Below are 26,104 nucleotides of genomic sequence, written 5' to 3'. Positions count from 1 at the left end.
TGCCGGCCATCGTGCCCGCCCCCACCGACAGTTTTTTGAACTCAGCGAAATCGGGGGCAGGTCGTGCACGCCTTGATGTTCGGCAGCGCGTAGTAGTAGCAACACGAGATGCGCAGTGTGTCCTCGAGCGACACGTCGAAGGCCGCGGCCGCGCGGTCGGCGTACGGCGCCTCCTCCGGCATCCGGATCGCCTGCCGGAGCTCGTCCTTGACCGCCCCGAACCGCTGCAGCGAGCCGAGCTTCACCTCGGGCCTGTACGACTCGAGGAACGCCGTCGTGTGCTTGTCGAGCTGTGCGGCCGCCTCGTCGACCGTGACGACCTGATCCGTGAGCAGCGCGACCTCGAACGGGTAGTGCGCGGTCGGATGCCGCCGGAAGGCCAGTGAGGCCGGCGACACGTCCGGTGACATGCCGGTCACCGCGGTAGCCACTCCGGCGATGACAGCCGGCACCTGGACGTACCACATCAGCGTGATCATGGCCGCGATCCGCACCGGCGGATCGATGTCGTACTCGCGGGCGTAGTCCTCCCGCACCGTCTTCCGCCACCCGTACGTCGGGTCGCCGCCGGCCTGCTGCTCCGCGACCACCTCCGCGCACGACACCCACTCCGGCCCCGGCACCGAGTCCGCAACGCGCACAGACACCCACGCCACCGCGTCGTCCACGATGGCGGCCAGGCGGCCGACGGAGTACGTCACCCGGCCAGCCTACGGTCGGGTACGACGACCGGCGCGCCTCCGACCTCCACCACGGTGGCCTGCAGCCCGAACACGTCGTCCAGCAACTTCTCGGTCAGTACGTCGACCGGCCGCCCCTCAGCCGCGATCCGGCCCTCCCCCATCACCACCAGGTGGTCGGCGTACTGGGCAGCCAGGGTGAGGTCATGCAGTACGGCGACCACAGTCCGCCCGGACGCGGCAGCCGCGTGCACCACGTTCATCACATCGACGGCATGGGCCAGGTCCAGGTACGTCGTGGGCTCGTCGAGCAGCAGGTGCTGCGTGCCCTGCGCCAGCACCATCGCGATCCACACCCGTTGCCGCTGCCCACCGGACAGCTGATCCACCGGCCGCTCCCGCAGCTCGGTCAGCTCGACGGCTGCGAGCGCCTGGTCGATCGCTAGGTCGTCCTCGGCGGTGAGCCGACCGAACAGCCCACGGTGTGGATGCCGTCCACGCGACACCAGCTCCGCTGCGGTGATCCCCTCTGGCGTGACCGGTCCCTGCGGCAATACGCCGAGCTGCCGCGCCAGCTCGCGGGCGGGCAGCTGGTGGATGTCCTTCCCGTCCAGCAGCACCTGACCGCTCTGCGGGGTCAGCAGCCGGCTCATGCCGCGCAGCAGTGTCGACTTGCCTGATCCGTTCGGCCCGACCACGGCAGTCAGCTGCCCCGCCGGCACCTCCAGCGTCAACCCGGTCACTACCGGCGCATCGGCGCCGTACGCGAGGGTGATGTTCTCTACGTGCATTAGCGTCCCCTCTGCTGGCGACCGATGAGATGAAGCAGGTACGGCGCACCCGCCGCGGCCGTGACCACGCCGACAGGCAGCTCGTACGGCCCGACCTGCAACCACTGCAACCCGTTCCTGGCCAGGAGATCCGCCAGTACGACGAACAGCGCGCCGAGCATCGCAGTGGTCAGCAGCGGCGGCCTCTCCATCCTGGTCAGCCGCTGCGCGATCTGCGGAGCGACCAGTGCGACGAACGCGATCGGCCCGGCACCTGCGGTGGCCATTGCGGCCAGCACAGTCGCGATGACCAGCAGCGCGAGCCGCATCCGGGCCACGCGCACACCCAGCGACGACGCGACGTCGTCACCGAGCACCAGCGCGGACAGGTCCCGGTTGAACATCATTGCCACTGGCACCAACAGCAACACGGCCAGCCCGACCGGTACGGCGTCGCTCCACGCGCGCGAGTTGAGCGAACCGGCCAGCCATGCGGCAGCCCGGCCCGCGTCGTTGACGTCGCCGATCACCAGCAACCACGCGACGAGCGAGTTGGCCGCCGCCGCGACACCGACGCCGATCAAAACGACCCGCCCCGCGTCGACCACGCCACGCTGAATCGACAACGCACCCACGATCAGCGTCGCGATGAGTCCACCCAGTACGGCGGCCAGCGGGATGCCGACCTTGGCTGCGACGCCAGAGATGTTCCCGCCACCGGTGCCGGCGAGGACGATCACGGCGACCGCACCGGCGGACGCACCTGAGTTGACTCCGACGATGTCCGGGCTGGCGAGTGCGTTGCGCAACAGGGTCTGCAGCAGCGCACCGGACACTGCGAACGCGATGCCGACGAGCAGACCGGTCGCTACACGCGGCAGGCGGAGCTCGAGGACGACCAGTCTGGTGCCGCGGCGACCGCCGCCGAGCAGTACCTCGACCACATCCGCGACAGGCAGCTTCGTCGTACCGACACTCAAGGAGACCAAGGCCACCACAATGGCCAGCGCCGCAAAGAGCACGCTGAGGAAGACCGTCCGCGACTTCACAGGGCCACCGCGCGACGTCGGACGACAAGCACGAACAAGGGCGCTCCGACGATGCCGAGAACCACACCGGCCTGGACCTCACCGGCACCGCCGACGAGGCGACCGACCAGGTCCGCCAGCACGAGCGACGTCGCACCGATCAGTCCCGCGGCTGGGATCAGCCAACTGTTGCGGGCACCGAACATCCGCCGCGCGACGTGCCCCGCCAGCAGACCGAGGAACCCGATCGGACCGCAGGCAGCGACGCCCGCCGCGGTGAGCAACCCGATCGCGGCCAGCCCGACCAGCCGCGCACGCCGGATCGACAACCCCAGGCCGGCAGCCACATCATCGCCGAGGGCCAGGAGGTCCAGATCCCGCGCGTTGACCAGGGCAAGAAGCAGACCGAGTACGGCGAACGGCAGCACCTGCACGGCCACGTCCAGCCCGCGACCGGCCACCGAACCGACCGCCCAGAAGCGATAACTGTCCAGCGTGTTCGCGTCGAGCAGCACGATCGCAGACGTCGCCGCACCGAGCATCGCCGCGACCGCGGCACCCGTCAGCGCCAGGCCGACCGGCGACGCGCCACTCCCCCGAGATGCCAGCCGCTGTACCCCGAAGGTCGCGAGCAGCGCGCCCGCGAGCGCGACCCAGACCGTCGACGCCACCGACTCGACCAGTCCAAGCTGCAGCCCGAGTACGACGGCGAAGGCGGCGCCCGAGCTCACTCCGAAGATGCCCGGCTCGGCCAGCGCGTTCCGGGTGTGACCCTGCATCAGTGCGCCGGCGATGCCGAGACAGATCCCGATCAGCACCGCCACCACGGTCCGCGGGAAGCGCAGGCTGCGAACGATCACGTCGGCGTCCGAGCCGGTGTTCGCGGTCAACGCGTGCCAGAGCGCGCCCGGACCCAGCCAGCGGGATCCGAACGCGAGGCTGGCCGCGAACGCCAGCGCCAGGATCGCGACCAGGATCAGCAGCGCGAGGGTACGCCGTACCGGAAGTGCGACGGGGGTAGCGGAGCGCATATGGTTAGGGTTGCCTTACTTCACTGAGGTGGTGAGCCACCTTAACCTGCGCCCTCGTCCCACCAGGAGAACACCCGTGCGTCTGACCCGCCTGACCGCCCTGTTCGCTGTCGCCGCCCTCGCTCTGACCGGGTGCGGCGGCTCGTCCGACGAGGATCCATCGGCCGCGACCGGCTCGGACGCGGGCTTCCCGCGCACCGTCGAGCACGCGATGGGCACGACCGAGATCGCGGCCAAGCCGAAGCGGGTGGTCGCCCTGGACGCGAGCTTCGTCGACGCCACGCTGATCCTGGACACCCCGGTGGTCGGGTACACCGACTACCGCAGCATCAACGGGAAGCTGCCGGACTACCTCGGCGAGGACCGGACGACGTACGGGTCGGAGGCGCAGGCGGTCGGCACTTTGGCTGAGCCGAACCTGGAGAAGATCGCCGCCCTCGACCCGGACCTGATCATCACCGCGAAGGTCCGGCACGAGAAGCTCTACGACCAGCTGTCCGCGATCGCGCCGACGGTGATGTCGGAGACCACCGGGCCGACCTGGAAGGAGAACATCCGGCTGGAGGCCAAGGCGCTCGGCCAGGAGCAGCTCGCGGAGCAGGAGATCACCGCGTACGAGAAGGCCGCCAAGACGGTCGGTGACTCGATCAACGCCAAGGCCGGCAACCCGGCCATCTCGATCGTCCGGTTCGTCGACGGGCCGACCCGGCTGTACCAGAAGAAGAGCTTCTCCGGCATCGTGCTGAAGGACGCCGGGCTGGCCCGGCCGAAGTCGCAGGACGTCGAGGACTTCGCGCTGGAGATCAGCCCGGAGCGGATCAAGGACGCCGACGGCGACGCGATCTTCGTCACCGAGTACGCCGACGAGAAGGGCCTGAGCGCCAAGACCGCGGCCCAGTTCAAGGCCAACCCGCTCTGGCAGCCGCTGGCCCCGAAGGTGCACGAGGTCCCCGACCTCACCTGGATGACCGCCGTCGGCCTGCAGGGCGCCTGGGTCATCCTCACCGACCTCGCCAAGACCTTCGACGTCCCGGCGCCCACCAAGGCCTGACTTCAGCTCACCTTGAAGTCCGCGGTGGCGGTGCCGGTCGCGCCGCCATCAGTGACGACCGAGACGGTCAGGTGGTAGAGCCCGGGCGTCTTCAGTGCGTCGCGGAAGCTGAACATCGTGAACCCGTTGCCCTCACACGCCGTCCCACGGACGGAGTGCACGGTGGTCTGCCCACGCTTGAGTGTCCAGGTCGGGTAGCACCCACGGTTCAGTTGACGCCCGGTCTCGTCGAACACGTCGGCGTTCGCGCCCGGAGTGGCACCGGCTTGGTACTCGGCGGGCCCGATCTTGCCTCCGCTCCCGATCCGGATGGTGACGGCCAGCTTGCCCGGCGGTGGCGTTTCCAGCGTCGGGACGGTGCCGGAGGGCTCGGTCGTCGGGTCGACCGTCGGGGTCTGGAGGACGGTCTCGGTGATCGTGCTGCTGGCGGTCACGGTCTGGGTCGCGAGGACGGTGGTCGGCGCCGGTGCCGGGTTGATGGCGGCGGGCAGCGCGCCGGATTGGCCCAGGAAGATGGTCAAGGCCGCGCCGATCACCGCGCCGACCGCGGGAATCGCCGCGATCAACGCTGGATGCCGGTGCCAGGCATCGCCCTTCTGCTCGTCCGGTTTTCCGGCAGGCGTGCCTGTCTTGGTCTGGCTCACTGTGGTTCCCCCCACGTGATACTCGATGGCCCCCCGGCCACCGGTGTGATGCTCAACCATGGACCAAAACCGTGACCGAGTCCACAGCACAGAGTGACCGGCGTGGGGCGGTCGATAGGGTCGGGCCTATGACGGCGCTGGAGCGGTGGCATGTGGGTGCATGGACGACGCGGGGCACCCGGCCCGGCCGACCGGGCCGGACGCGGACAGTGGACGAACTGCACTTCGATGTGGTCGGGCTGGCGCGGATTCTCGGGCGGCGGTTGTCGGGGCGGGAAGAGCTGCAGGTCCGCCTCTGGCAGAACGAGCTTCGCCCCACTCACACGCGGCTGTGCGGTGTGCAGACGCTGGCCGACCCCGACAACGCGAGGCTGCTGCAGGACACCGCTCAGGAGGCGCTCGCCTGGCTGGCCGAGCATGCACCTGCGGGCTACGAGTTCGTCCTGACGGACGCGGTCGAGCTACGGCCGCTGCTGGACCTGGACGCTGAGGTCGTAGCGGTCGACGCCGTCATCCAACTGGCCGCAGCCGATCTACCGGCAGCACGTCTGGCCGCGTCTCACGTACGGCGCTCGTCCACAGGTGACTGGTACGCCGGTGACGCGGTATGCAACTGGTCGGGTCCACACGACACCGCCGACGCCGCGGTGGCCGCCGTACAGGCTGCTCGCTCGGAGCTGGTCGAACAGCTGCGGGCAGCCGGTCGCGACGACCTGGCCGACACCGCTGACCGCTGGCCGCCTGTCCCTAGCTGAAGGTGGCCACGAAGTAGCCGACGCCGTACGGGGCCGCGTGGTAGGAGAGGTTGCCAGACAGCCCTTCCAGCACTCCGGCCAGCACCTGCCAAGGTGCGCGCCCAGCCGCCTGCAGCTCGGCGGCGAGGTCGGGATCAAGAGCAGCCAGTACTACGGAATCAGCGCGACCCAGCGCAGTCGCGACAGTGGTGTCGAAGACCTCGGCGCGCGGATGCAGGTGGACCGGGGAGTGCTCACTGCGCCGAGCAGAGCCGTCGCCCATCACCAGCAGACCGACCCGGTCGTTGCCTGCGGCAATCTCACGGCCGAGCGCCAAGCACTGCGCGGGCGGGGTGTCCGGCGACACCGCGAGGTACGAGCGCGGCAGTCCGACCGCTTTGCTCTGCTCGAGCAGCCACGCGCCCATCGCCAACGACAGCGGCAGCACCGCGTCCCCTGTGCCCACCAGCACACCGGGAGCGCCATAAGCACCGAAGGAGCCGCCGGCGGACCCGTCGTACTGCTGCTCATCCCCCGAGCCCACCACCAGCAGGCGGTCCGCAGCAGACAGGTGGTCGACTGCGGCGAGGCAGGCAGCGCGCAGGTCGTCCAGCTCGCCCGCTGCACCTGAGGCGACTTCCGGGACGAGCAAGGGCGGGTGCGGGCAGACTGCCGCACTGATGACGGGCACTCACGCCTCCCGCAGGTAGCGGAGGAACACGTACCCGTCGTCTGCCGTCAGCACAGTCTCCAGCCTCATCCGCCGGGTCAGTGTCGTCTCCGGACCGGCCGTGATCCGTCCGGCGCCCGGGCCGGCCAGCAACGGCGCCAGCGACAGGCACAGCTCGTCCACGAGGTCCACCTCGGTCAGCGACCCCAGCAGGTGCGGACCGCCCTCGCAGAGGATCTGCGGCATCCCCCGCTCGCCCAACTCCTTCACGACTGCGGTCAGATCGACCTCGGCCGCTCCCAGCACCAGTACCTCGGCCACCTCGGCCAGCGCTTCACGGCGTTCCGGCGGGGACGCGGAGTGCGTGACCACGATCGGCCGCACCGCCGACTGGAAGATCGGGTTCACCGGGCTCAACTCGAGCCGCGACGACACGACCACGAGGGTCGGGTTCTCCGGCAGGCCGGAGGCCCGGCGCCACTCGCGGCTGGCCGCCGACAGCCGCAGCGGGTTGTAGCCCTCGTCCCGGATCGTCCCGGCGCCGACCATCACGACGTCGGCCAGCATCCGGATCCGGCTGAACAACCGGCTGTCCGAGTCACTCGACAACGCCTTGGACTGGCCGTCGATCTCGACCGCGCCGTCCAGGCTGCTGACGAAGTTCGCGCGCAGGTGCGGCACCGAGCGGTCGGCCGGCTCGTAGGCCGCCGTCAACTCCGCGTCCGACAGGTCTTCCAGGCGACGCATCAGGCCAGGCTCCTTCGGGTTCCGGCGGGCTGGGCGGTGCCCCGCAGTACGGCGATCAGGTCGAGTGCCTGCCGCGCGGCCGGTACATCGTGCACGCGGAAGACCCGGGCACCCAGCCAGGCCGACACACTGAGCGCGGCCAGCGTGCCGTTGCCGCGCTGGCCCGGTGGCAGTTCCAGGGTCTCGCCGATGAAGTCCTTGTTCGACACCGCGACCAGGACCGGCCAGCCGGTGGCGGCCAGCTCGTCCAGGCGGCGGGTCAGTTCGAGCGACTGCAGGGTGTTCTTGCCGAAGTCGTGGGTCGGGTCGATCAGGATCCCGTCCGGCCGGACCCCGGCGGCGACGGCGCGGTCGGCGAGGGCGGTCGTCGTACGGATCACGTCGGCGACCACGTCGTCGTACGCCATCCGGTGCGGGTCTGTGCGTGGCGAGAGGCCGCCGACGTGGCTGCAGACCAGCCCGGCGCCGAACTCGGCGGCGGCCGCGGCAACCTCCGGATCCGCGCCCGCCCAGGTGTCGTTGATCAGGTCCGCGCCGGCCTCGGCGACCCGGCGGGCGACGCCACTGCGGTAGGTGTCCACGCTGATCACGAGCCCGGGGTGCCGGGACCGGATCCCGGCGACGAAGTCCACGGTCCGGCGAAGCTCCTCGGCCTCGCTCACGGGTTCGCCGTACCCGGCCTTGACGCCGCCGATGTCGACCAGGTCCGCGCCGTCGGCGACCGCCGTGTCGATCGCCTCGTACGCCGCCTCGGTCGCGTACGTCGCGCCGCGGTCGAAGAACGAGTCCGGCGTCCGGTTCACGATCGCCATCAGGGCGAACTCGCCCACCCCGAACGACCGGCCGCCCAGTCGCAGTACGCCGCGCTGCGTCATGGGAGCGACTGTATAGGGCGGACCACCACCCGCCCAGCACTGCCCAAGTCGCCACATATCCTATAGGATTCGACGCGTCAGTCCGCCCACCGCTGCAGATCGGGTCCTCATGCCACGATTCACCGAGTTAGAGACGTACGACGTCCGCTTCCCCACGTCGCTGGACCTGGACGGCTCCGACGCGATGAACACCGACCCGGACTACTCCGCGGCGTACCTGATCCTGCGGACCGACGCCGGCGACGGGCTCGAGGGGCACGGGTTCGCGTTCACCATCGGCCGCGGCAACGACGTTCAGACCACGGCGATCGAGGCGCTCCGCGACCACGTCATCGGGCTCGACCTCGACGCGACGCTGAAGGACCTCGGCGGGTTCTGGCGCTCCCTCGTGCACGACTCGCAGCTGCGCTGGCTCGGCCCGGAGAAGGGCGTCATGCACATGGCGATCGGCGCAGTCGTGAACGCCGTGTGGGACCTCGCCGCCAAGCGGGCCGGCGTACCGCTGTGGAAGCTGCTGTCCGACCTGACTCCCGAGCAGATCGTCGACCTGATCGACTTCCGGTACCTCACCGACGCACTGACGCCCGAGGAGGCGCTGGAGATCCTGCGCGCCGCCGAGGCCGGGCGCTCCGAGCGGGAGGCTTTGCTGCGCGAGCGCGGTTACCCGGCGTACACGACCACTCCCGGCTGGCTCGGGTACGACGACGCCAAGCTGGTCCGGCTCTGTCATGAGGCCGTGGCCGAGGGGTTCACCCAGATCAAGCTGAAGGTCGGCGCCAACTTGGACGACGACGTACGGCGGATGCGGCTGGCCCGCGAGGCGATCGGTCCGGACATCCGGATCGCGATCGACGCCAACCAGAGGTGGGACGTGGCCGACGCGATCAAGTGGGTCAAGGCGCTGGCGCCGTACGACGTGTGGTGGGTCGAGGAACCGACCAGCCCGGACGACATCCTCGGGCACGCGGCCATCGCGGCCGGGATCGCGCCGATCCGGGTCGCGACCGGTGAGCACGTGCAGAACCGGGTGGTCTTCAAGCAGTTGCTGCAGGCCGGCTCGCTGTCGGTGCTGCAACTCGACTCGGCCCGGGTCGCCGGGGTGAACGAGAACATCGCGATCCTGCTGCTGGCCGCGAAGTTCGGTGTGCCGGTGTGTCCGCACGCCGGCGGGGTCGGGCTGTGCGAGCTGGTGCAGCACCTGTCGATGTTCGACTACGTGGCGGTGAGCGGTTCGGCGCAGGACCGCGTGATCGAGTACGTCGACCACCTGCACGAGCACTTCCTGGACCCGGTGGTGATCAAGGACGGGCACTACGTCGCGCCGCTGAAGCCCGGGTTCGGGGCCGAGATGGATACTGAGACGCTCTGTGACTACCGGTACCCGAGTGGCAAGATCTGGACCGACCTGACCAAGGAGGGCAAGTGACCGACTTCGCCGGCCTGAAGGCCGTGGTGACCGGAGGTGCCTCGGGGATCGGTCTCGCGGCCGCCTCGCTGCTGGCCTCGCGCGGTGCGCAGGTGGTCGTGTTGGACCTCAAGCCTGACGTCACCGAGCCACTGACCGGGATCGCCACGGACGTCAGCGACGACAGCTCGGTCCGGGACGCGGTCGCCGCGGCCGCGCTGCAGCTCGGCGGGATCGACATCGTGGTGAACAACGCCGGCATCGGCGCCCAGGGCACGGTCGCGGCCAACGACGACGAGGAGTGGCACCGCGTCCTCGACGTGAACGTGGTCGGCATCGCCCGGGTGACCCGAGCCGCGCTGCCGTACCTGCGCAAGTCCTCGGCCGCCGCGATCGTGAACACCTGCTCGATCGCCGCCACCGCGGGTCTGCCGAACCGAGCGTTGTACTCGGCGTCGAAGGGCGCCGTACTGGCGCTGACGATGGCGATGGCCGCGGACCACGTTCGCGAAGGCATCCGGGTGAACTGCGTGAACCCTGGTACGGCGGACACGCCCTGGGTCGGCCGCCTCCTCGAGGTCGCCGCGGACCCGGCGGCGGAACGGGCCGCCCTCGAAGCCCGCCAGCCGATGGGTCGGCTGGTCTCGGCCGACGAAGTGGCCGCCGCGATCGCCTACCTCGCCAGCCCGTTGTCGGGTTCGACGACCGGTACGGCGCTTGCCGTCGACGGCGGGATGCAGAACCTCCGGCTTCCGGCGGCGCGGTCATGAAGCTGTTCCCGTCTGACCAGCGGATCGGGCTCGGCGGCGCGCCGATCGGGAACCTGCTCGGCGAGGTCAGCGACGCCGCCGCGGTCGCCACGGTCAACGCGGCGTGGGACGAGGGCTGGCGGTACTTCGATACCGCGCCGCACTACGGTCTCGGGCTGGCCGAGGAGCGACTGGGCCTGGGCCTGGACGGCAAGCCGCGGGACTCGTACGTGCTGTCGAGCAAGGTCGGGCGGATCATCTACACCGCCTCGGACGCTGCCACCGACGACGAAGGTTTTGCGATCAACTCGACTCGGCGTCGGCGCTGGGACTTCTCGCGGGACGGCGTACTGCAGAGCATCGAGGACTCGCTGCGCCGGATCGGCACCGACCGGCTCGACGTGGTCTTCGTCCACGACCCGGACGACCACTACGACGAGGCCGTCGCGACCGCCTTCCCGACCCTGATCGAACTGCGCGACCAGGGCGTGATCGGCGCCATCGGCTCCGGCATGAACCAGAGCGCGATGCTCACCCGGTTCGTCCAGGAGATCGACATCGACGTGATCATGCTGGCCGGCCGCTACACCCTGATCGACCCCGACGGGCTCGACGACGTACTCCCGGCGTGCGTCGCCAACGACGTCCAGGTAGTTGCCGTAGGCATCTTCAACTCCGGCCTCCTCTCCCAGCCCCGTCCGGCCGCCGACGCCACCTTCAACTACGCCCCGGCGGCCGCATCCCTGGTCGACAAGGCCAACAAGCTGGCGGATGTCTGCGAGTCCCACGGCGTCACCCTTCCCGCCGCGGCCCTCGCCTTCCCGCTGTCCCATCCCGCCGTGGCCGGCATCGCCGTAGGCTGCCGCACCCCCGCCGAGGTCCACACCAACGCAGCCCTGGCCCGAACCGAGATCCCGGCTGCCCTTTGGACCGACCTGAAATCCACCGGCCTCCTCCGCGAAGACGCCCCCACCCCCGGCTGAACCCAGCCGGAAGGCGGTGGCTTGGAGACCATCTGGTTGGTGTGAACAGGATATTTGCTGTTCACACCAACCAGTTCCTGGGTGAGCCTCGGGTGGGTTAGGCGGGTGAGGTTGCGACTCGGCCGAGGTGGCGGGGGAGGAACTGTGTGTCCAGGTCGAGCCAGTGGATGGTGCGGTGGTCGCCTGGGTTGGCGTGGAGGGTTTTGTGTTGGCTGGCGAAGGCGTCGAACAGGGTGAGGCCGGACTGGCGGTCTACGTGTTCGTCGTCCCAGGGCAGGAGGAACTGGATCGGGACGGTGATTCGTCGGGCCGCCTCGAGTTGCTCGTCGTACACGAAGAAGCCGCCGCCGAAGATGGCAGCTGAGATGCGGGAGTCGGTGGCCGTGAGCGGTACGCCGATCGCGGTGCCCAGCGAGATGCCGCCGCCGTACCCGATCGGTGCCTCGACCCCGATCTCGGGCAGCTCCTGGAGTGCGTCCAGGGTCGCCTGCCATTCCGGTACGGCGCGCTCCGCAAGTGAGATCGCGAAGCGGATGCTGACCGACTTGAAGCGCTCGTTGTCGCCGTCCGTCAGCGCTCGCCGGAGGTCGAGTCGGGCCTGCTCGTCGTCCGCCGTACGCGGGCGTTCGCCGTGCCCGGGCGCGTCGATGGCGGCCACGTTGTAGCCCCACTGCGTGACGGCTTCGCGGGCGCGAGACGCTTGCGCCGGCGTCTTCTTGTGCATGCCGCCGCCGTGCCCCATCAGCACCAGCGGCGCCTGCTCGCGACCGGACGCGGGCGACCACAGTACGCCGGGAACGTCGCCCACCATGAAGTCGCACTCGACGACACCGTTCGACGATGTCTCGTTGGTGAAACGCAAAGAATGCATAGGTCTACTGCCTCTCGGGAGTGCCAAACCTGTCCGGCGCTCCCGGCGACCCCTACGTCGATCGCCCGACCGTGGCGACGAGGGGGAGCACCCACGTACGAACAACCTCCATGGGTCCCACCTCCTCACACTCACACGGCCACCTTCACGCTACCAACCCCCACCCCATCCCGCCCGCCAATTTCCAGCAAAGACGGTAGCCTTGCACACCTTCTCGTGGCCGTAAGCAGGCTATTTCGGCTCTTGTGTTGGATGTTTGGGTCGCAGAAGTCCTGCCGTCCCCGTGCAGGTTGGTGCGCTCGCCGCACAGCAGTCCTGCCTGTCCCTGCGTGGGGTTCGTGGACTCGCCCGAGCAGTCCTGGAGCCGCTGGCTGGCGGGTTGTTTTACCGCTGCCCTGTTGCATCCCGCCAGCGACCACCACAACCCGCCAGCCGCAACTGGAGTAGCCGGCCGCGGCCACTGGCCGCGATCGGCTCGCGTGTCTGCCGAGGGGTGTGAGCTGGATGGGCACCGCGTGAATCCTCGTGGAGTGGCCGGTCAGTCCGGATGGTGGTAGGTGCCGGGCAGAAGGCGGGGGCTTGAACACCGTCTGGTGGGTGAGGACAGGACATAGCAGGTCCCCGCCCACGGCTTCCTGTCCAAGCCCCCGGCAACTGCTCGACTCCCGGCAACTGTCCAACCCTCCGGCGACTGTCGCACCACTTGGGGCCGGCATCGGGCAAGGGGGCAGTTGGACAGGTGGTGTCCGGGGCTGGGTAGTGCACCTGAGCGTGGGTGTCGGCGGGGTGTACGGCGGGACGCGGTGCACTACCTGTCGAGCCGCACGCTGACCCGACATGCCCGCATCACCCACACATCCAACACAACAGCCGGATATCCCCTGGACTGCAGCCTTCTCCCCTGGTGTACGAGGGGAGAAGGCTGCACTCGCGGGGTTATCCCGTCGTACGGCGGTGGGCCGCTGGCGTGGCGGTGGGGCGGTGGGGTGGGGTCGCGCTGGTCTGTAGCCTCGGGCGGGATGGATGATCGGGCCGGGGTGCGCAGACTGTTGTTGCTGCGTGTGATTGGTGTGCTTGGGCTGCTGGCTGCGGTATTTGCCATGCACGGGCTGACGGCTCACCACGATGCGGCGATGGCTGCCCCGCCGACGCAGGCTGCTCACCACGATGCGGCGATGGCTGCCCCGCCGACGCAGGCTGCGGCACATGGGGCGGAGGCTCAGCCGCATGGTGTGGTGGCTGGTGACCGGCACCAAAGCGTCCAGCATCAGGTGGTGCCGGGCATGATGAGCGAGGAGGAGATGTCGCAGCTCGGCAAGGCGAAGGGCGCCGAGTTCGACAAGGCCTGGATACAGCTGATGATCAAGCACCACCAAGGCGCCGTGACCATGGCGACGGCCGAGCAGAAGGACGGCAAGGACCCCGCCGCCATCGCTCTGGCCAAGAAGATCCAAGCAGCTCAGACTGCCGAGATCGCCACGATGCAGAACCTCCTCGAGAGCAACTGACAGCAGACTGCCGAGCTCCCCGGAGCGGGGAGCCCGGCAGCAGTCGGTCAGCGCGCCAGATCGGCCGGGTTGAGGTTGAGGCGGCGCAGGAGTTGGGCGTTGAGAGCCACGACGATGGTGGAGACGGACATCAGGATCGCGCCGACGGCCGGCGAGACGAGGACTCCGGCGAAGGCGAGTACGCCGGCGGCGAGCGGGACCGTGATCACGTTGTAGCCGGTCGCCCAGGCCAGGTTCTGCCACATCTTGCGGTAGCTGGCCCGGGAGAGCTCGATCACCGAGAGGACCGCGCGCGGGTCGTCGGCGGCGAGCACGACGCCGGCGGACTCGATGGCGACGTCGGTGCCGGCGCCGATCGCGATGCCGACCTCGGCGCGGGCCAGGGCCGGTGCGTCGTTCACGCCGTCGCCGACCATCGCGACCTTCAGCCCACGGGCCTGCAGCTCCGCGACCTTGGCGTCCTTGTCCTGCGGCAGCACCTCGGCGAACACCTCGTCGATCCCGAGCTCCTCGGCCACCGCCTCGGCCACCTGGTGCGCGTCACCGGTGATCATCGCGACCTTCACGCCCCGCCGGTGCAGCGCGTCCACAGCCTGCTTGGACTCCACTCGTACCTCGTCCTCCAACGCGACCGCGCCGAGCACCTGCCCGTCCCGGACCACGTGCAGCACCGCGGCACCCCGCCCCTTCCAGGCGGCAACGTCTGCTTCCAGCTCTTCCGGCTCCGGTACGCCGTACTCCCGGAGCAACGCCGGACCGCCGACGGCAACCTCGTTGCCGTTGACAACCGCTTGGACGCCGCGACCGGTCAAGGACCGGAAGTCCGAAGCAGTCGCACTCCCCCGCCCACCGGCCGGTACGCGTTCCGAGTGCGCCCGGACGATCGCCTTGGCCAGTGGGTGCTCGCTGTCCGCCTCGACCGCGGCCGCCAGCTCCAGCAGCTCGTCCTCGGTCACCGAGCCGGTCGCCGCAACACCGGTGACGACGGGCTGGCCCTTGGTCAGCGTGCCGGTCTTGTCGAACAGTACGACGTCGATCGTCCGCATCCGCTCCAGCGCGAGCCGGTCCTTCACCAGGACGCCGGCCTTCGCGGCGCGCTCGGTGGAGATCGCGATCACCAGCGGGATGGCGAGACCGAGGGCGTGCGGGCAGGCGATCACCAGGACGGTCACGGTCCGGGTGACGGCCTCGTTGATCTCACCGAGCAAGGTCCAGACCAGGAACGTGATCACGCCCGCGATCGACGCGAAGTAGAAGAGGAATGCAGCCGCCCGGTCGGCCAACGCCTGCGCGCGGGACGACGAGGCCTGCGCCTCCGCGACCAGTCGCTGGATCCCGGCCAGCGCGGTGTCCTCGCCGACCGCGGTGATTTCGATCCGCAGGGCGTTGTCGGTGGCAACGGTTCCGGCAACCACCGGGTCGCCGACCGCGCGGGAGACCGGTCGCGACTCACCGGTGATCATCGACTCGTCGACCTCAGCCTGCCCGTCGACCACCGTCCCGTCGGCCGGCACACGACCACCGGAACGGACCAGTACGACGTCGCCCGCCTCCAACTCGGACAGCGAAACCTCGACCACGCCGTCGGCGGTCACCTTCTCCGCCGCGTCGGGCAGTAACGCGGCCAGCGCGTCGAGCGCTCCGGACGCGGCGCCGAGCGCACGCATCTCGAGCCAGTGCCCGAGCAGCATGATCACGATCAGCAGCGCGAGCTCCCACCAGAAGTCCAGGTCGAAGCCGCCGAGTCCGAGCGTGGTGACCCAGGACGCGACGAACGCGACCGTGATCGCCATCGAGATCAGCAGCATCATCCCGGGCCGGCGAGACTTCAGTTCGCTCCATCCACCGGTGAGGAACGGCTGGCCGCCGTAGAAGAAGATCACGGTGCCGAGCACCGGCGCGATCAGGTTCGAGCCGGGGAACTCCGGCGGCATGTATCCGAGCAGGTCGGCGAACATCTCGCTGAAGAACACCACCGGCACCGCCAGCCCCAGACTGATCCAGAACCGGTCCTTGAACTGCGCCGCGTGATCCCCATGCCCCGCATGGCCGCCGTGCTCAGCATGCCCGTCGTGGCCGCCGTGGCTCTCGTGACTGTGCTCACCGTGCTCATCCATACCCGGGACCATACCCCCTAGGGGTATTCATTTCAAGGGGCATGACAAAGCCCCGCCACCCACCGACGGGATGACGGGGCTGTCGGACGAGGTACTACAGCGGCTCGATGTCGGTCAGCGCCTCCGGCGTCAGCTCCACCCATCGGGTGATGCCGATCTCCCGCAGGAACGGCACGTCGTGGCTCGCGACGATCAGCGCGCCGTTGTACGACGCGAGCGCGTCCCGCAACTGCGCGACGCTGGCCAGGTCCAGGTTGTTCGTCGGCTCGTCCAGCATCAGCAACTGCGGCGGTGGCTCGGCCAGCAGCAGCGCCGCCAGCGTCGCCCGGAAGCGTTCACCACCGGACAGTGTGCTGACCAACTGATCCGCCGAACGCCCCCGGAACAGGAACCGGGCCAACCGCGACCGGCGCTCCTGGTTCTCCGTACTCGGCGCCAGCAGGGCGAGATTGTCGACGATCGACAGGTCGTCCCGGAGCAGATCCAGCCGCTGCGGCAGGTACCGGAACGGCACCACCGGCAACTCCCCCGCCACGATCGACTGCAGCAGCGTCGTCTTGCCCGCCCCGTTCGGCCCCGTCAAGGCGATCCGCTCCGGACCGCGGATCTCCAGCTCCACCTGTGCACCGGTCCGCAGCGCGTGCTCCTCCAGCTTGAGCACGATCCGCCCAGCGGGTACGGCGGTCTTCGGCAGGTCGACGCGGATCGTGTCGTCGTCGTGGACCTTCGCCTCGGCGTCGGCCAGCGCCTCCTGCGCAGACTCCAGCCGCTCGCTCTGCATACCGAGGTGCTTGCCCGCCGAAACCTGCGCCGACCGCTTCAACCCACCCGCGATGATCTTCGGGATGCCGCCCTGCTCGAAGGCCCGCTGGCCCCGCGCCCGGCGCTGGTCCATCTTCATCCGCGCCTCGACCAGGTCCCGCTTCTGCTTGCGCACGTCGGCCTCCGCCGACCGCATCATCCGCTCGGCCGCCTCCTGCTCGACCGCGACCGCCTCCTCGTACGCCGTCAGGTTGCCGCCGTACCAGGTGATGTCGCCCTTGCGCAGGTCGCCGATCTGGTCGACCCGGTCCAGCAATTCCCGGTCGTGGCTGACGATCAGCAACGCACCACGGAACTGGTCGACAGCGTCGTACAGGTGCCGCCGGGCCCGCAGGTCGAGGTTGTTGGTCGGCTCGTCCAGCAGCAGTACGTCGGGACGCCGCAACAGCTCGGCCGCCAGACCGAGCAGGATCGTCTCGCCACCGGACAGCTCGCCGACGCTGCGGTCCAGCCCGATCGCACCGAGGCCGAGCTTGCCCAGCATCGCCTCGGCCCGCTCCTCGACGTCCCACTCGTCGCCGACGGCGGCGAAGTTCTCCTCGGAGGCGTCGCCGGACTCGATCGCCGTGATCGCCCGGCGGACCGCGTCGATGCCGAGCGCCTGGTCGACGCGCAGCGTGGTGTCGAGGGTGAGGTCCTGCGGCAGGTACCCGAGCTCGCCGCTGACCCGGATCGACCCACGTTGCGGCGTGAGCCGGCCGGCGATCAACCGGAGCAGCGTCGACTTGCCGGCGCCGTTGCGGCCGACCAGCCCGGACCGCACCGGCCCGGCGACGAAGCTGAGCCCGTCGAACAGCACGTCGCCGTCCGGCCAGGCGAAGAAGAGGTCCGTACAGGACAGGGAATGACTCATATGCGTGTACTCCAGAAAGAGGTCTCGGACGAGACCGCGCACCTCGACGGGTGGCGATCACCGGCTGAAAGGAAGACCTCGGAGTTACAACGCAGACCCCTGACGTCGGGAATGGGACGCGACCCAGCCTACGGGGTCGTGGTTCACCGCTTCAACCATTTATCCGGTGTTTGCGCCAGGCAACGATGACCAGGTCGACGGCCGCGACCACCGCGAGCAGGCCGAACGCGATCACCCAGCCCACCGGCAGGTCCAGTACTGCGGACAGCACCGCCGCCGTGATCCACATGGCCACGCCGAAGCACGCCAGCACCAGCCGCAGCGTCAGCGCACTGCGCGGTGGAGGCGGCTCGAAGGCCATACCAGCCCGGTACCCCTATGGGGCTTTGCGCAGCCAGGTCTCGACGCCGGCGATGTGGGCGGTCATCCAGGCGCGGGCCGCCTCGGCGTCGCCGATCTCGATCGCGTCCAGGATCGCGGCATGCTCGAGCAGCGTCCGCTCGACCGCCCCGGCTTGAGTGACCCCGCGCCAGATCCGGGCCCGCTGGGTCGCACCGGAGATGCCGTCCAGCAACGAGCAGACGACCTGATTGCCGGTCGCCTCGGCGATGCCGCGGTGGAAGCGCAGGTCGTTGGCGACCAGTTCCTCCACCTCGGCTTCCGGCGTCAGATCGCTGCACAGCAACCGCAACTCGATCACCTGCTCCTTGGTGATCCGGGTGGCCGCCAGCGCGGCCACGCCCGGCTCGAGCAGGCGCCGTACCTCGAAGAACTGCAGGACCGAGTCGTCACGGTGCAGGTCGACCATGAAGTTCAGCGCGTCGAGCAGGTGCGCCGAATCCAGGCTGGTCACGTACGTGCCGTCGCCGTGCCGGACGTCCAGCACGTTGACCAGCGTCAGCGCCTTGACCGCCTCGCGCAGCGAGTTCCGCGACAGGCCGAGCCGCGCCGCGAGATCCGCCTCCTTCGGCAGTCGATCCCCAGGCCCCAGTTCCCCCGAGGTGATCATCCCCTTGATCTTGACGATCGCCTCATCCGTCAACGCCATCTGGTCAGTATGCCGCTCCGACGTTCTAACGTCGTACTGCAATGGCATCAACTTCGAACTGCATTTCCGGGAGGGCCAGACGGGCGACGCCGAGGAGGGTCTGGACCGGTGGTTTGCCGGGCCAGCGCTCGGCGATCGCGGCGCCGAGGACGGCGAGCTTCTCAGGCGAGTGGTCGACGACGTACGTGCGCAACTGGAACACGTCGGCGTAGTCGAGCCCGGCCGACCGCAGCGCGACGCCGAGGTTCTCGAACGACAACTTCACCTGCTCGGCAAAGTCCTCGACCGGCACCAGGCCGTCCGGCCCGGACGCGTACTGGCCGGCGACGAAGACCAGGTCCCCGACGCTCGCCACATGGCTGTAGCCGAAGCCGGTCGGGTCGTGCAGCTCCGCTGGATTGGTGATCATCACGCACTCCTCCGCACAGATTCTGGATATCTGATATCCAGAACATAGCATGCCGTCATGGCGACCACGCCGGGCTACTCGGGTAAGCCACTCGCGGCCAAGCTGGGCATCAAGCCCGGGCAAGTCGTGCTGCTCGACAACGCGCCGGACGACTTCACGATCGAGGGTCTGCCGGACGGTACGACGATCGCGCGCCGGACCGGCCGGACGCCGTACGAGGTCGTGCTGGCGTTCTGCCCGGACCGGGACCGGCTGGCGAAACGGCTGCCGTTGTTACTCCAGAAAACGACGGCCGCCGGGATGGTCTGGATCGCCTGGCCGAAGCGGTCGTCGGGCGTGCCGACCGACCTGGACGAGAACGGGATCCGCGAACTCGCCCTCCCGCTCGGCGTCGTCGACGTCAAGGTCTGCGCGATCGACGCGACCTGGTCCGGCCTCAAACTGGTCCGCCGGCTGAGCAACCGGTGAGCCCAGTTGTTGCGAACTGGACTGATCCAGAGCGTGAGCTTCACCACATTTCCGCGCAGTCCTGATCGGCACCCACCGCGAGTAGTTAGTTGCATACAGTGGCCAGTCAGGCTCGAACGGTGCACCGAGAGTCACCGCAAGACCGGCCGGAATCCCACCTCTGCAAGGCGTCCCGGACTCCGGCCGAGTTTCCGTCCTGCCACTCACCTCGAGACCTCGGGGCGGTGAGCTGAAACACCTGCCAGCACAGTGTTTCAGGCCTCGATCGATCAAGTCGGCAGGGCCCGACCACCCGACGCACTGGTCCGGTGGTCCCGGGCTGTGGAAGTGGTCCGCGTGCTATTAGCCTTGCCCTGGGACACCACCCATAACATCAGCATTAACACCCGCGGTACCGGACCGATCGGAAGAGGCGAACTGCCAAGTGGCCACCGAGCCATCAGACACCAATCCACTAGCAGCCTTCGGTGCGAACGAATGGCTGGTCGACGAGCTGTACGAGAAGTACCTGCAGGACCCGAATTCAGTGGATCCGGCGTGGCTCGCCATTTTCCAAAGTGACAGCTTCAAGGACTACAAGCCAGGTGACGCGAAGCCGGTGACCACCACCCCGGCCGACGCTCCCCGGCCCGATGCGGTGTCGGAGAACAAGACTCCTGAGGCGCCGAGCCGCGGCACTGCAGCGTCCGCGCCCGCCTCGAGCCAACCTGCAGCCGCGGCCGCCGCCGCTGCGCCTGCAGCCGCCGCTCCGGCCGCGGCTGCCGCAACTCCGCCGGCCGGTGCGCAGGCCGCCGTACCGCAGAACCAGCCCGCAGCCAAGGCGGCGCCTGCCCCGAGCAGCGCCGCCCCGACCGGAGGCACGGTGAACCAGCCGCCCAGCGCCCAGCCCAAGCCCGCTCCCGCGTCCAGCAGCGACGCCGAGCGGCAGATCCTGCGCGGCGCGCCCGCGCGGACGGCGCAGAACATGGAGACCAGCCTCACGGTCCCGACCGCGACCAGTGTCCGGCAGGTCCCGGTCAAGCTGCTGATCGACAACCGCATCGTCATCAACAACCACCTCAAGCGCGCCCGCGGCGGCAAGGTCTCCTTCACCCACCTGATCGGCTGGGCGCTGGTGAAGGCGCTCAAGACGCTGCCCGAGATGAACGCGTCGTACGCCGAGACCGACGGCAAGCCGACCCTGGTCCAGCCGGCCCACATCAACCTTGGCCTGGCCATCGACATGCAGAAGCCGGACGGCACCCGGCAGCTGCTGGTGCCGTCGATCAAGGCCGCCGAGGACATGACGTTCGCCGAGTTCTGGATGGCCTACGAGGACATCGTCCGGCGGGCCCGGGACAACAAGCTCGCGCTGCCCGACTTCCAGGGCACCACGATCAGCCTGACCAACCCCGGCACCATCGGCACCCAGCACTCGGTGCCGCGGCTGATGACCAACCAGGGCTGCATCGTCGGCGTCGGCGCGATGGAGTACCCGCCGGAGTACCAGGGCGCGGCCGACGAGACGATGGCCAAGCTCGCGGTCAGCAAGGTGATGACGCTGACCTCGACGTACGACCACCGGATCATCCAGGGCGCCCAGTCGGGTGAGTTCCTGCGCCGGCTGCACCAGCTGCTGCTCGGCCAGGAGGGCTTCTACGACGAGATCTTCCAGTCGCTGCGGATCCCCTACGAGCCGATCCGCTGGGCCGCTGACCTCCCGCACAGCCACGAGGAGGACATCAGCAAGCAGGCCCGGATCCTGGAGATGATCCACGCCTACCGGGTGCGCGGCCACATCATGGCCGACACCGACCCGCTGGAGTACAAGCAGCGCAGCCACCCGGACCTGGACGTGGCCACCCACGGCCTGACCCTGTGGGACCTGGACCGCGAGTTCGCCACCGGCTCGTTCGGCGCGGCCGACCGCAAGTTCATGAAGCTGCGCGAGATCCTCGGCATCCTGCGCGACTCGTACTGCCGGACCACCGGTATCGAGTACATGCACATCCAGGACCCCGAGCAGCGCAAGTGGATCCAGGAGCGGGTCGAGCGGCCGCACACCAAGCCGCCGCGCGAGGAGCAGCTGCGGATCCTGGCCAAGCTGAACGAGGCCGAGGCGTTCGAGACCTTCCTGCAGACCAAGTACGTCGGCCAGAAGCGGTTCTCGCTGGAGGGTGGCGAGACCACCATCCCGCTGCTCGACGAGCTCTGCGAGGAGGCCGCCGGGGCCGGCCTGGACGAGGTCGTCATCGGGATGGCGCACCGCGGCCGGCTGAACGTGCTGGCCAACATCGTCGGCAAGTCCTACGGCCAGATCTTCCGCGAGTTCGACGGCAACATCGACCCGCGGACCGTGCAGGGCTCCGGTGACGTCAAGTACCACCTGGGCGCCGAGGGCGAGTTCGTCTCCGAGTTCGGCGACAAGATCAAGGTCTCGGTGGCGGCGAACCCGTCCCACCTGGAGACCGTCGACCCGGTGCTCGAGGGCATCGTCCGGGCCAAGCAGGACATCCTGGACCGCGGCACCGCGTTCCCGGTGCTGCCGGTGCTCGTGCACGGCGACGCGGCCTTCGCCGGCCAGGGCGTGGTGGCGGAGACGCTGAACCTGTCCCAGCTGCGCGGCTACCGCACCGGCGGCACGATCCACGTGATCGTCAACAACCAGGTCGGCTTCACCACCTCCCCGGCCTCGTCGCGCTCGTCGATGTACAGCACCGACGTGGCCCGGATGGTGCAGGCGCCGATCTTCCACGTGAACGGCGACGACCCCGAGGCCTGTGTCCGGGTCGCCGACCTGGCCTTCGAGTACCGCCAGGCTTTCAACAAGGACGTCGTCATCGACCTGGTCTGCTACCGCCGCCGCGGTCACAACGAGGGTGACGACCCGAGCTTCACCCAGCCGCTGATGTACGACCTGATCGAGCAGAAGCGGTCCGTCCGCAAGCTCTACACCGAGGCCCTGATCGGCCGTGGCGACATCACGGTCGAAGAGGCCGAGCAGGCGATGCGGGACTTCCAGCAGCGACTGGAGCGGGTCTTCACCGAGGTCCGTGAGGCGAAGAGCCAGCCGGACACGCCGGCGCCGTACGTCACCGTCCCGGTGTACCCGGACAAGCCGGAGGGCCCGGACGCGACCGCGACCACGCCCGAGGTGCTGAAGAAGATCGCCGACGCGTACACCACGCTGCCGGAGGGCTTCACCGTGCACCCGAAGGTGCTGCCGCAGTTGCAGCGCCGGGCGTCCGCGATCACCCAGGGCCCGATCGACTGGGCCAGCGCCGAGATCACCGCGTTCGGCACGCTGCTGCTGGCCAACCGGCCGGTCCGGCTCGCGGGCCAGGACAGCCGGCGGGGCACGTTCGTGCAGCGGTTCGCGGCGATCATCGACCGGGTCAACGGCCAGGACTGGGTGCCGCTGCAGCACCTGGACGAGGGCCAGGCGAACTTCCATGTCTACGACTCGCTGCTGAGCGAGTACGCCGCGCTCGGCTTCGAGTACGGCTACTCGGTGGCGCGTCCGGACGCGCTGGTGCTGTGGGAGGCGCAGTTCGGCGACTTCGTCAACGGCGCCCAGTCGATCATCGACGAGTACATCTCGTCCGGTGAGGCGAAGTGGGGCCAGAAGTCGGGCGTCGTCCTGCTGCTGCCGCACGGGTACGAGGGCCAGGGTCCGGACCACTCGTCGGCCCGGATCGAGCGGTTCCTGCAGCTCTGCGCGGAGAACGCGATGACCGTCGCGCAGCCGTCGACGCCGGCGTCGTACTTCCACCTGCTCCGCCGGCACACGCTCGGCGAGGAGCACAACCCGATGGTCGTCTTCACGCCGAAGCAGCTGCTGCGGCGCAAGGAGGCGGTGTCGCAGCCGGAGGAGCTGACCCACGGCACCTTCAAGCCGGTGCTCGGCGACGCCGCGGCCGAGGCGACCACGGGCACCATCGAGCGCGTCATCCTGGCGTCCGGGCGGATCGTGTACGACCTGCTGGCCGAGCGGAAGAAGGCGGAGCCGGACAAGCTCAGCACCGCGGTCCTCCGGGTCGAGCAGCTGTACCCGCTGCCGGCCGAGGAGTTCGTCGCCGAGCTGGCCAAGTACCCGAACGCGACCGAGGTCCGCTGGGTCCAGGACGAGCCCGCGAACCAGGGCCCGTGGCCGTTCATGGCGCTGAACCTGACCGAGCACCTCGGCGGCAAGCCGTTCTACCGGGTCTCCCGCCCGGCCATGTCGGCGCCGTCGGTCGGCTCGCACGGTGTGCACCAGTCCGAGCAGTCCACGCTGCTGAAGCAGGCGTTCAGCTGACGTGTACTTCACCGATCGAGGGATCGAGGAGCTCGAGGGCCGGCGTGGCGAGGAAGACGTCACGCTGGCCTGGGTGGCCGAACGGCTGCGCGAGTTCGTCGACCTGAACCCCGACTTCGAAACCCCCATCGAACGCTTCGCCACCTGGCTGGCCCGCCTCGACGACGAAGACGACTGATCCGAACAGCACAAATGCCCTCCGCCGCGCGGAGGGCATTTTGCTGTTACTCGGTGTGTGGGGGTCTGGTTCGGCGGGGTGGGTCGGGGGCCAGGGAGCCGTCGGGGGCGATGTGCTCGAAGATCTGGTCGACCAGGTTGAGGACGTGCGGGTCGTCGACGGTGTAGATGTGCCGTCGGCCCTCACGCCGGGCGGTGATGATGCCGGCCAGCCGGAGCTTGCCCAGGTGCTGGCTGGCGGTGGCGATGCTGACGCCGACACGGTCAGCCAGGGTGCCGACGTCGTACTCGCCTTGGGCCGCCAGTGAGACCAGATGCAGCCGCACCGGGGCGGACAGCATCGCGAAGGTGCCGGCGGCGGATTCCAGCTGCGCCTTCGTGGGTTCTGGGAACGGAGTCGTCATCGCGCAGTCATTGTGACCGCTGGAACGGCCCGGCGGGAGCGCGGCAGGCCGTGGTGATGACGGTCTCATACTTTCGCAATTGCGAAAGTATCAAAACGATGGCAGGCTGGAGGCATGCTCCGAGCCCTCCGCCCCGTGCTTTTGCTGCTCGTGGTGGCGATCCCCGCAGTCGCCCTCCGGCTCACCGGCACGCACCCGCCGGCCCTGGCGTCGATGTTCGTCTTCGGCCTGGCGGTGGTGGCCGCGTCGTTCGTGCTGGCCTGGGCGGCGGAGGCCGCGGAGGTGGACATCTCCGGCGGTCTGGCGATCGCGCTGCTCGCGGTGATCGCGGTCCTGCCGGAGTACGCGGTGGACCTCTACTTCGCGCACACAGCCGGCTCCAACCCCGACTACGTGCAGTACGCCGCGGCCAACATGACCGGGTCGAACCGGCTGCTCCTCGGCCTCGGCTGGTCGAGTGTCGTCCTGCTCAGTCTGTACGTCGCCTCCCGGCGCAGCGGCCGCACGATCAAGGCCCTGGTCCTCGACTCGGGCTATCGCCGTGAGCTCGGCTTCCTGGCGATCGCCGCCGTGGTCGCCTTCGTGATCCCGGTGACCGGCGAGATCCACCTGGTGCTCGGCATCCTGCTGCTCGCGTTCTTCGCCTACTACCTCTACCGCGCCGCGGTCTCCGGCCACGACGACGAGCCGGACCTGATCGGCCCGGCGGCGACGATCGGTGGCCTGCCGACCGTGCAGCGCCGGGTCGCCGTGATCGGGATGTTCCTGGCGGCGGCGGGCGTGATCCTGGCGGCCGCGGAGCCGTTCGCGGACTCGCTGGTCGAGGGCGGGCACGCGCTGGGCATCGACCAGTTCCTGCTGGTGCAGTGGCTGGCTCCGCTGGCCTCGGAGGCGCCGGAGTTCATCGTGGCGCTGCTGTTCGCCTGGCGGGGCAAGGGAGCGGCCGCACTGGGCCTGCTCATCTCGGCCAAGGTGAATCAGTGGACCCTGCTGATCGGCAGCCTCCCGATCGCCTACGGGATCGGCGGCGGGTCGGCGGCGCTGCACCTGGACGGACGGCAGGTCGAGGAGTTCCTCCTCACGGCGACGCAGACGTTGCTGGGCCTCGCCGTACTGCTGAGCCTGCGCTTCCCACGGTGGGCGGCCTGGACGCTGCTCGGGTTGTTCGCGGTGCAGTTCGCCGTACCGGGTCAGACCGGGCGGTACGTGCTGAGCGGGATCTACCTGGTGCTGGCGATCGTGGCGTTCGCGCGGAACCGGCGGGAGCTGCTGCCGACGCTGACCTCCCCGTTCCGCCGTACGGAAAAGCTCGCCGACGCGGAGCGCGCCGACGAGCTCGTCGGGGTCTGAGGGATCAGCAGACAGAACCCACCTAACTGGCCTGCTGTTCCTCGACGATGGGGCGGCGGCGCTCCTGGGGGCCCGGGCGGCCGCGGCGGCGGCCGTAGAGGAACTTCTCGCCGGCTGCGGTGCCGGTGAACTTGGTCCGGCGGGCCCAATCGCGGCATTCCTCGATCACCGGGCACGACGTCAGGCACACGGCCTGGGCCTTGCGCTGCTCCCACTGGCTCGCGGTCTCGTCGTACGACGGGGCCTGGCCGACGCACGCGGCCTTGGTCATCCAGCGGTCGGCGGGGTCGGCGATCACCGTCAAGGTCGGCCTCATGGGCACTCCTGCTCCTCATCGATCAGGCGGATCGAAACGTGCTGCGGTAGGAACAGAGTGAGCCAGTTGCGTTGCCCCGGTGCGACGCGAATGTTTCCGGCGTGAAACGGCATCCGGC

The 26,104-nt window shown here is 69.3% G+C and carries 26 protein-coding genes; 10 read left to right on the top strand and 16 right to left on the bottom strand.

The genetic code is table 11. From position 1 onward, the window contains the following. Positions 1 to 41: 41 nt before the first annotated feature. From ACIBL3_RS20935 to ACIBL3_RS20920, 4 genes are read right to left on the bottom strand one after another with little or no spacing between them, the layout of a single operon-like run. The gene (locus ACIBL3_RS20935) at positions 42 to 701 is read right to left on the bottom strand and encodes a (2Fe-2S)-binding protein (protein ID WP_396355123.1); all 660 of its coding nucleotides are present in this window, start codon (positions 699 to 701) and stop codon (positions 42 to 44) included. Next, entirely contained in the window at positions 698 to 1,471 is a 774-nt protein-coding gene (locus tag ACIBL3_RS20930) for an ABC transporter ATP-binding protein (RefSeq protein ID WP_396355121.1), read from the bottom strand. Before ACIBL3_RS20930 ends, ACIBL3_RS20935 begins: the two co-directional genes overlap by 4 nt. After that, positions 1,471 to 2,499 (bottom strand): FecCD family ABC transporter permease, encoded by a 1,029-nt coding sequence (locus tag ACIBL3_RS20925; RefSeq protein ID WP_396355119.1) that lies wholly within the window; start codon positions 2,497 to 2,499, stop codon positions 1,471 to 1,473. The genes ACIBL3_RS20930 and ACIBL3_RS20925 overlap by 1 nt, the downstream gene beginning before the upstream one ends. Beyond that, a complete protein-coding gene (locus tag ACIBL3_RS20920; protein ID WP_396355117.1) occupies positions 2,496 to 3,509 on the bottom strand; it encodes a FecCD family ABC transporter permease in 1,014 nt (337 codons plus the stop codon). The genes ACIBL3_RS20925 and ACIBL3_RS20920 overlap by 4 nt, the downstream gene beginning before the upstream one ends. A gap of 76 nt (positions 3,510 to 3,585) precedes the next feature. On the opposite strand from ACIBL3_RS20920, the gene ACIBL3_RS20915 reads away from it, so the two are divergent. Next, positions 3,586 to 4,560 (top strand): ABC transporter substrate-binding protein, encoded by a 975-nt coding sequence (locus tag ACIBL3_RS20915; protein WP_396355115.1) that lies wholly within the window; start codon positions 3,586 to 3,588, stop codon positions 4,558 to 4,560. A gap of 2 nt (positions 4,561 to 4,562) precedes the next feature. Here the strand turns inward: ACIBL3_RS20915 and ACIBL3_RS20910 are convergent, their stop codons facing one another. Further along, entirely contained in the window at positions 4,563 to 5,204 is a 642-nt protein-coding gene (locus tag ACIBL3_RS20910) for a hypothetical protein (protein WP_396355113.1), read from the bottom strand. A gap of 128 nt (positions 5,205 to 5,332) precedes the next feature. Between ACIBL3_RS20910 and ACIBL3_RS20905 the strand changes: the two genes are divergently transcribed. After that, complete coding sequence (locus tag ACIBL3_RS20905; RefSeq protein ID WP_396355112.1) at positions 5,333 to 5,959, top strand: hypothetical protein; 627 nt, start codon at positions 5,333 to 5,335, stop codon at positions 5,957 to 5,959. Here ACIBL3_RS20905 and ACIBL3_RS20900 read toward each other — a convergent pair. From ACIBL3_RS20900 to folP, 3 genes are read right to left on the bottom strand one after another with little or no spacing between them, the layout of a single operon-like run. Then, positions 5,952 to 6,629: a class III extradiol dioxygenase subunit B-like domain-containing protein gene (locus ACIBL3_RS20900; protein ID WP_396355111.1), complete on the bottom strand. Its 678-nt coding sequence runs from the start codon at positions 6,627 to 6,629 to the stop codon at positions 5,952 to 5,954. The genes ACIBL3_RS20905 and ACIBL3_RS20900 overlap by 8 nt on opposite strands. Then, on the bottom strand, positions 6,630 to 7,355 hold the full coding sequence (locus tag ACIBL3_RS20895; protein WP_396355110.1) for a pyrimidine reductase family protein: 726 nt from the start codon (positions 7,353 to 7,355) through the stop codon (positions 6,630 to 6,632). After that, a complete protein-coding gene (gene folP / locus ACIBL3_RS20890; protein WP_396355109.1) occupies positions 7,355 to 8,230 on the bottom strand; it encodes a dihydropteroate synthase in 876 nt (291 codons plus the stop codon). Before folP ends, ACIBL3_RS20895 begins: the two co-directional genes overlap by 1 nt. A 109-nt stretch (positions 8,231 to 8,339) precedes the next feature. Here folP and ACIBL3_RS20885 point away from each other — a divergent pair, with 109 nt between their 5' ends. Genes ACIBL3_RS20885 through ACIBL3_RS20875 form a run of 3 tightly spaced genes read left to right on the top strand, consistent with a single transcriptional unit; the run spans position 8,340 to position 11,367 of the window. Beyond that, positions 8,340 to 9,656, top strand: a complete 1,317-nt coding sequence (locus ACIBL3_RS20885) for an L-fuconate dehydratase (protein ID WP_396355108.1) — start codon at positions 8,340 to 8,342, stop codon at positions 9,654 to 9,656. Further along, positions 9,653 to 10,405 carry an SDR family NAD(P)-dependent oxidoreductase gene (locus ACIBL3_RS20880; protein WP_396355106.1) on the top strand — a complete coding sequence of 251 codons (753 nt, stop codon included), beginning with the start codon at positions 9,653 to 9,655 and terminating at the stop codon, positions 10,403 to 10,405. The genes ACIBL3_RS20885 and ACIBL3_RS20880 overlap by 4 nt, the downstream gene beginning before the upstream one ends. Continuing rightward, the gene (locus tag ACIBL3_RS20875; RefSeq protein ID WP_396355105.1) at positions 10,402 to 11,367 is read left to right on the top strand and encodes an aldo/keto reductase; all 966 of its coding nucleotides are present in this window, start codon (positions 10,402 to 10,404) and stop codon (positions 11,365 to 11,367) included. Before ACIBL3_RS20880 ends, ACIBL3_RS20875 begins: the two co-directional genes overlap by 4 nt. A 97-nt stretch (positions 11,368 to 11,464) precedes the next feature. Here ACIBL3_RS20875 and ACIBL3_RS20870 read toward each other — a convergent pair whose 3' ends face one another. Beyond that, positions 11,465 to 12,238, bottom strand: coding sequence for a dienelactone hydrolase family protein (locus ACIBL3_RS20870; protein WP_396355103.1), 774 nt, complete (start codon positions 12,236 to 12,238; stop codon positions 11,465 to 11,467). A 1,019-nt stretch (positions 12,239 to 13,257) separates the two neighbouring features. Between ACIBL3_RS20870 and ACIBL3_RS20865 the strand changes: the two genes are divergently transcribed. Then, the gene (locus ACIBL3_RS20865) at positions 13,258 to 13,746 is read left to right on the top strand and encodes a DUF305 domain-containing protein (RefSeq protein ID WP_396355102.1); all 489 of its coding nucleotides are present in this window, start codon (positions 13,258 to 13,260) and stop codon (positions 13,744 to 13,746) included. A gap of 47 nt (positions 13,747 to 13,793) precedes the next feature. On the opposite strand, the gene ACIBL3_RS20860 is transcribed toward ACIBL3_RS20865, so the two are convergent. The 5 genes from ACIBL3_RS20860 to ACIBL3_RS20840 all read right to left on the bottom strand — a co-directional run bounded on the left by ACIBL3_RS20860 (position 13,794) and on the right by ACIBL3_RS20840 (position 18,995). After that, entirely contained in the window at positions 13,794 to 15,863 is a 2,070-nt protein-coding gene (locus ACIBL3_RS20860; RefSeq protein WP_396355100.1) for a copper-translocating P-type ATPase, read from the bottom strand. A 94-nt stretch (positions 15,864 to 15,957) separates the two neighbouring features. Continuing rightward, a complete protein-coding gene (locus ACIBL3_RS20855; protein WP_396355099.1) occupies positions 15,958 to 17,538 on the bottom strand; it encodes an ABC-F family ATP-binding cassette domain-containing protein in 1,581 nt (526 codons plus the stop codon). A gap of 151 nt (positions 17,539 to 17,689) precedes the next feature. After that, a complete protein-coding gene (locus ACIBL3_RS20850) occupies positions 17,690 to 17,899 on the bottom strand; it encodes a DUF6343 family protein (RefSeq protein WP_396355098.1) in 210 nt (69 codons plus the stop codon). A 15-nt stretch (positions 17,900 to 17,914) separates the two neighbouring features. Further along, the gene (locus ACIBL3_RS20845) at positions 17,915 to 18,586 is read right to left on the bottom strand and encodes a FadR/GntR family transcriptional regulator (RefSeq protein WP_360532797.1); all 672 of its coding nucleotides are present in this window, start codon (positions 18,584 to 18,586) and stop codon (positions 17,915 to 17,917) included. 25 nt (positions 18,587 to 18,611) lie between these two features. Continuing rightward, positions 18,612 to 18,995, bottom strand: a complete 384-nt coding sequence (locus ACIBL3_RS20840) for a RidA family protein (protein ID WP_396355096.1) — start codon at positions 18,993 to 18,995, stop codon at positions 18,612 to 18,614. Positions 18,996 to 19,052: 57 nt separating this feature from the next. Here ACIBL3_RS20840 and ACIBL3_RS20835 point away from each other — a divergent pair, with 57 nt between their 5' ends. The 3 genes from ACIBL3_RS20835 (at position 19,053) to ACIBL3_RS20825 (ending at position 23,917) form a co-directional block, all read left to right on the top strand. Continuing rightward, complete coding sequence (locus tag ACIBL3_RS20835; protein WP_396355094.1) at positions 19,053 to 19,463, top strand: DUF3052 domain-containing protein; 411 nt, start codon at positions 19,053 to 19,055, stop codon at positions 19,461 to 19,463. A gap of 424 nt (positions 19,464 to 19,887) precedes the next feature. After that, complete coding sequence (locus tag ACIBL3_RS20830) at positions 19,888 to 23,739, top strand: multifunctional oxoglutarate decarboxylase/oxoglutarate dehydrogenase thiamine pyrophosphate-binding subunit/dihydrolipoyllysine-residue succinyltransferase subunit (protein ID WP_396355093.1); 3,852 nt, start codon at positions 19,888 to 19,890, stop codon at positions 23,737 to 23,739. Position 23,740: 1 nt separating this feature from the next. Further along, positions 23,741 to 23,917 (top strand): DUF6104 family protein, encoded by a 177-nt coding sequence (locus ACIBL3_RS20825; RefSeq protein ID WP_360365326.1) that lies wholly within the window; start codon positions 23,741 to 23,743, stop codon positions 23,915 to 23,917. A gap of 46 nt (positions 23,918 to 23,963) precedes the next feature. Here the strand turns inward: ACIBL3_RS20825 and ACIBL3_RS20820 are convergent, their stop codons facing one another. Next, complete coding sequence (locus tag ACIBL3_RS20820) at positions 23,964 to 24,320, bottom strand: ArsR/SmtB family transcription factor (protein WP_396355091.1); 357 nt, start codon at positions 24,318 to 24,320, stop codon at positions 23,964 to 23,966. Positions 24,321 to 24,434: 114 nt separating this feature from the next. Here ACIBL3_RS20820 and ACIBL3_RS20815 point away from each other — a divergent pair, with 114 nt between their 5' ends. Continuing rightward, the gene (locus tag ACIBL3_RS20815; RefSeq protein WP_396355090.1) at positions 24,435 to 25,670 is read left to right on the top strand and encodes a sodium:proton exchanger; all 1,236 of its coding nucleotides are present in this window, start codon (positions 24,435 to 24,437) and stop codon (positions 25,668 to 25,670) included. Positions 25,671 to 25,692: 22 nt separating this feature from the next. Here the strand turns inward: ACIBL3_RS20815 and ACIBL3_RS20810 are convergent, their stop codons facing one another. Further along, the gene (locus tag ACIBL3_RS20810; protein WP_396355088.1) at positions 25,693 to 25,986 is read right to left on the bottom strand and encodes a WhiB family transcriptional regulator; all 294 of its coding nucleotides are present in this window, start codon (positions 25,984 to 25,986) and stop codon (positions 25,693 to 25,695) included. Positions 25,987 to 26,104: the final 118 nt, after the last annotated feature.

This window comes from Kribbella sp. NPDC050124, from assembly GCF_044460355.1.
Classification (GTDB): domain Bacteria; phylum Actinomycetota; class Actinomycetes; order Propionibacteriales; family Kribbellaceae; genus Kribbella.
This window is presented reverse-complemented; position numbering and strand designations above follow the sequence as displayed.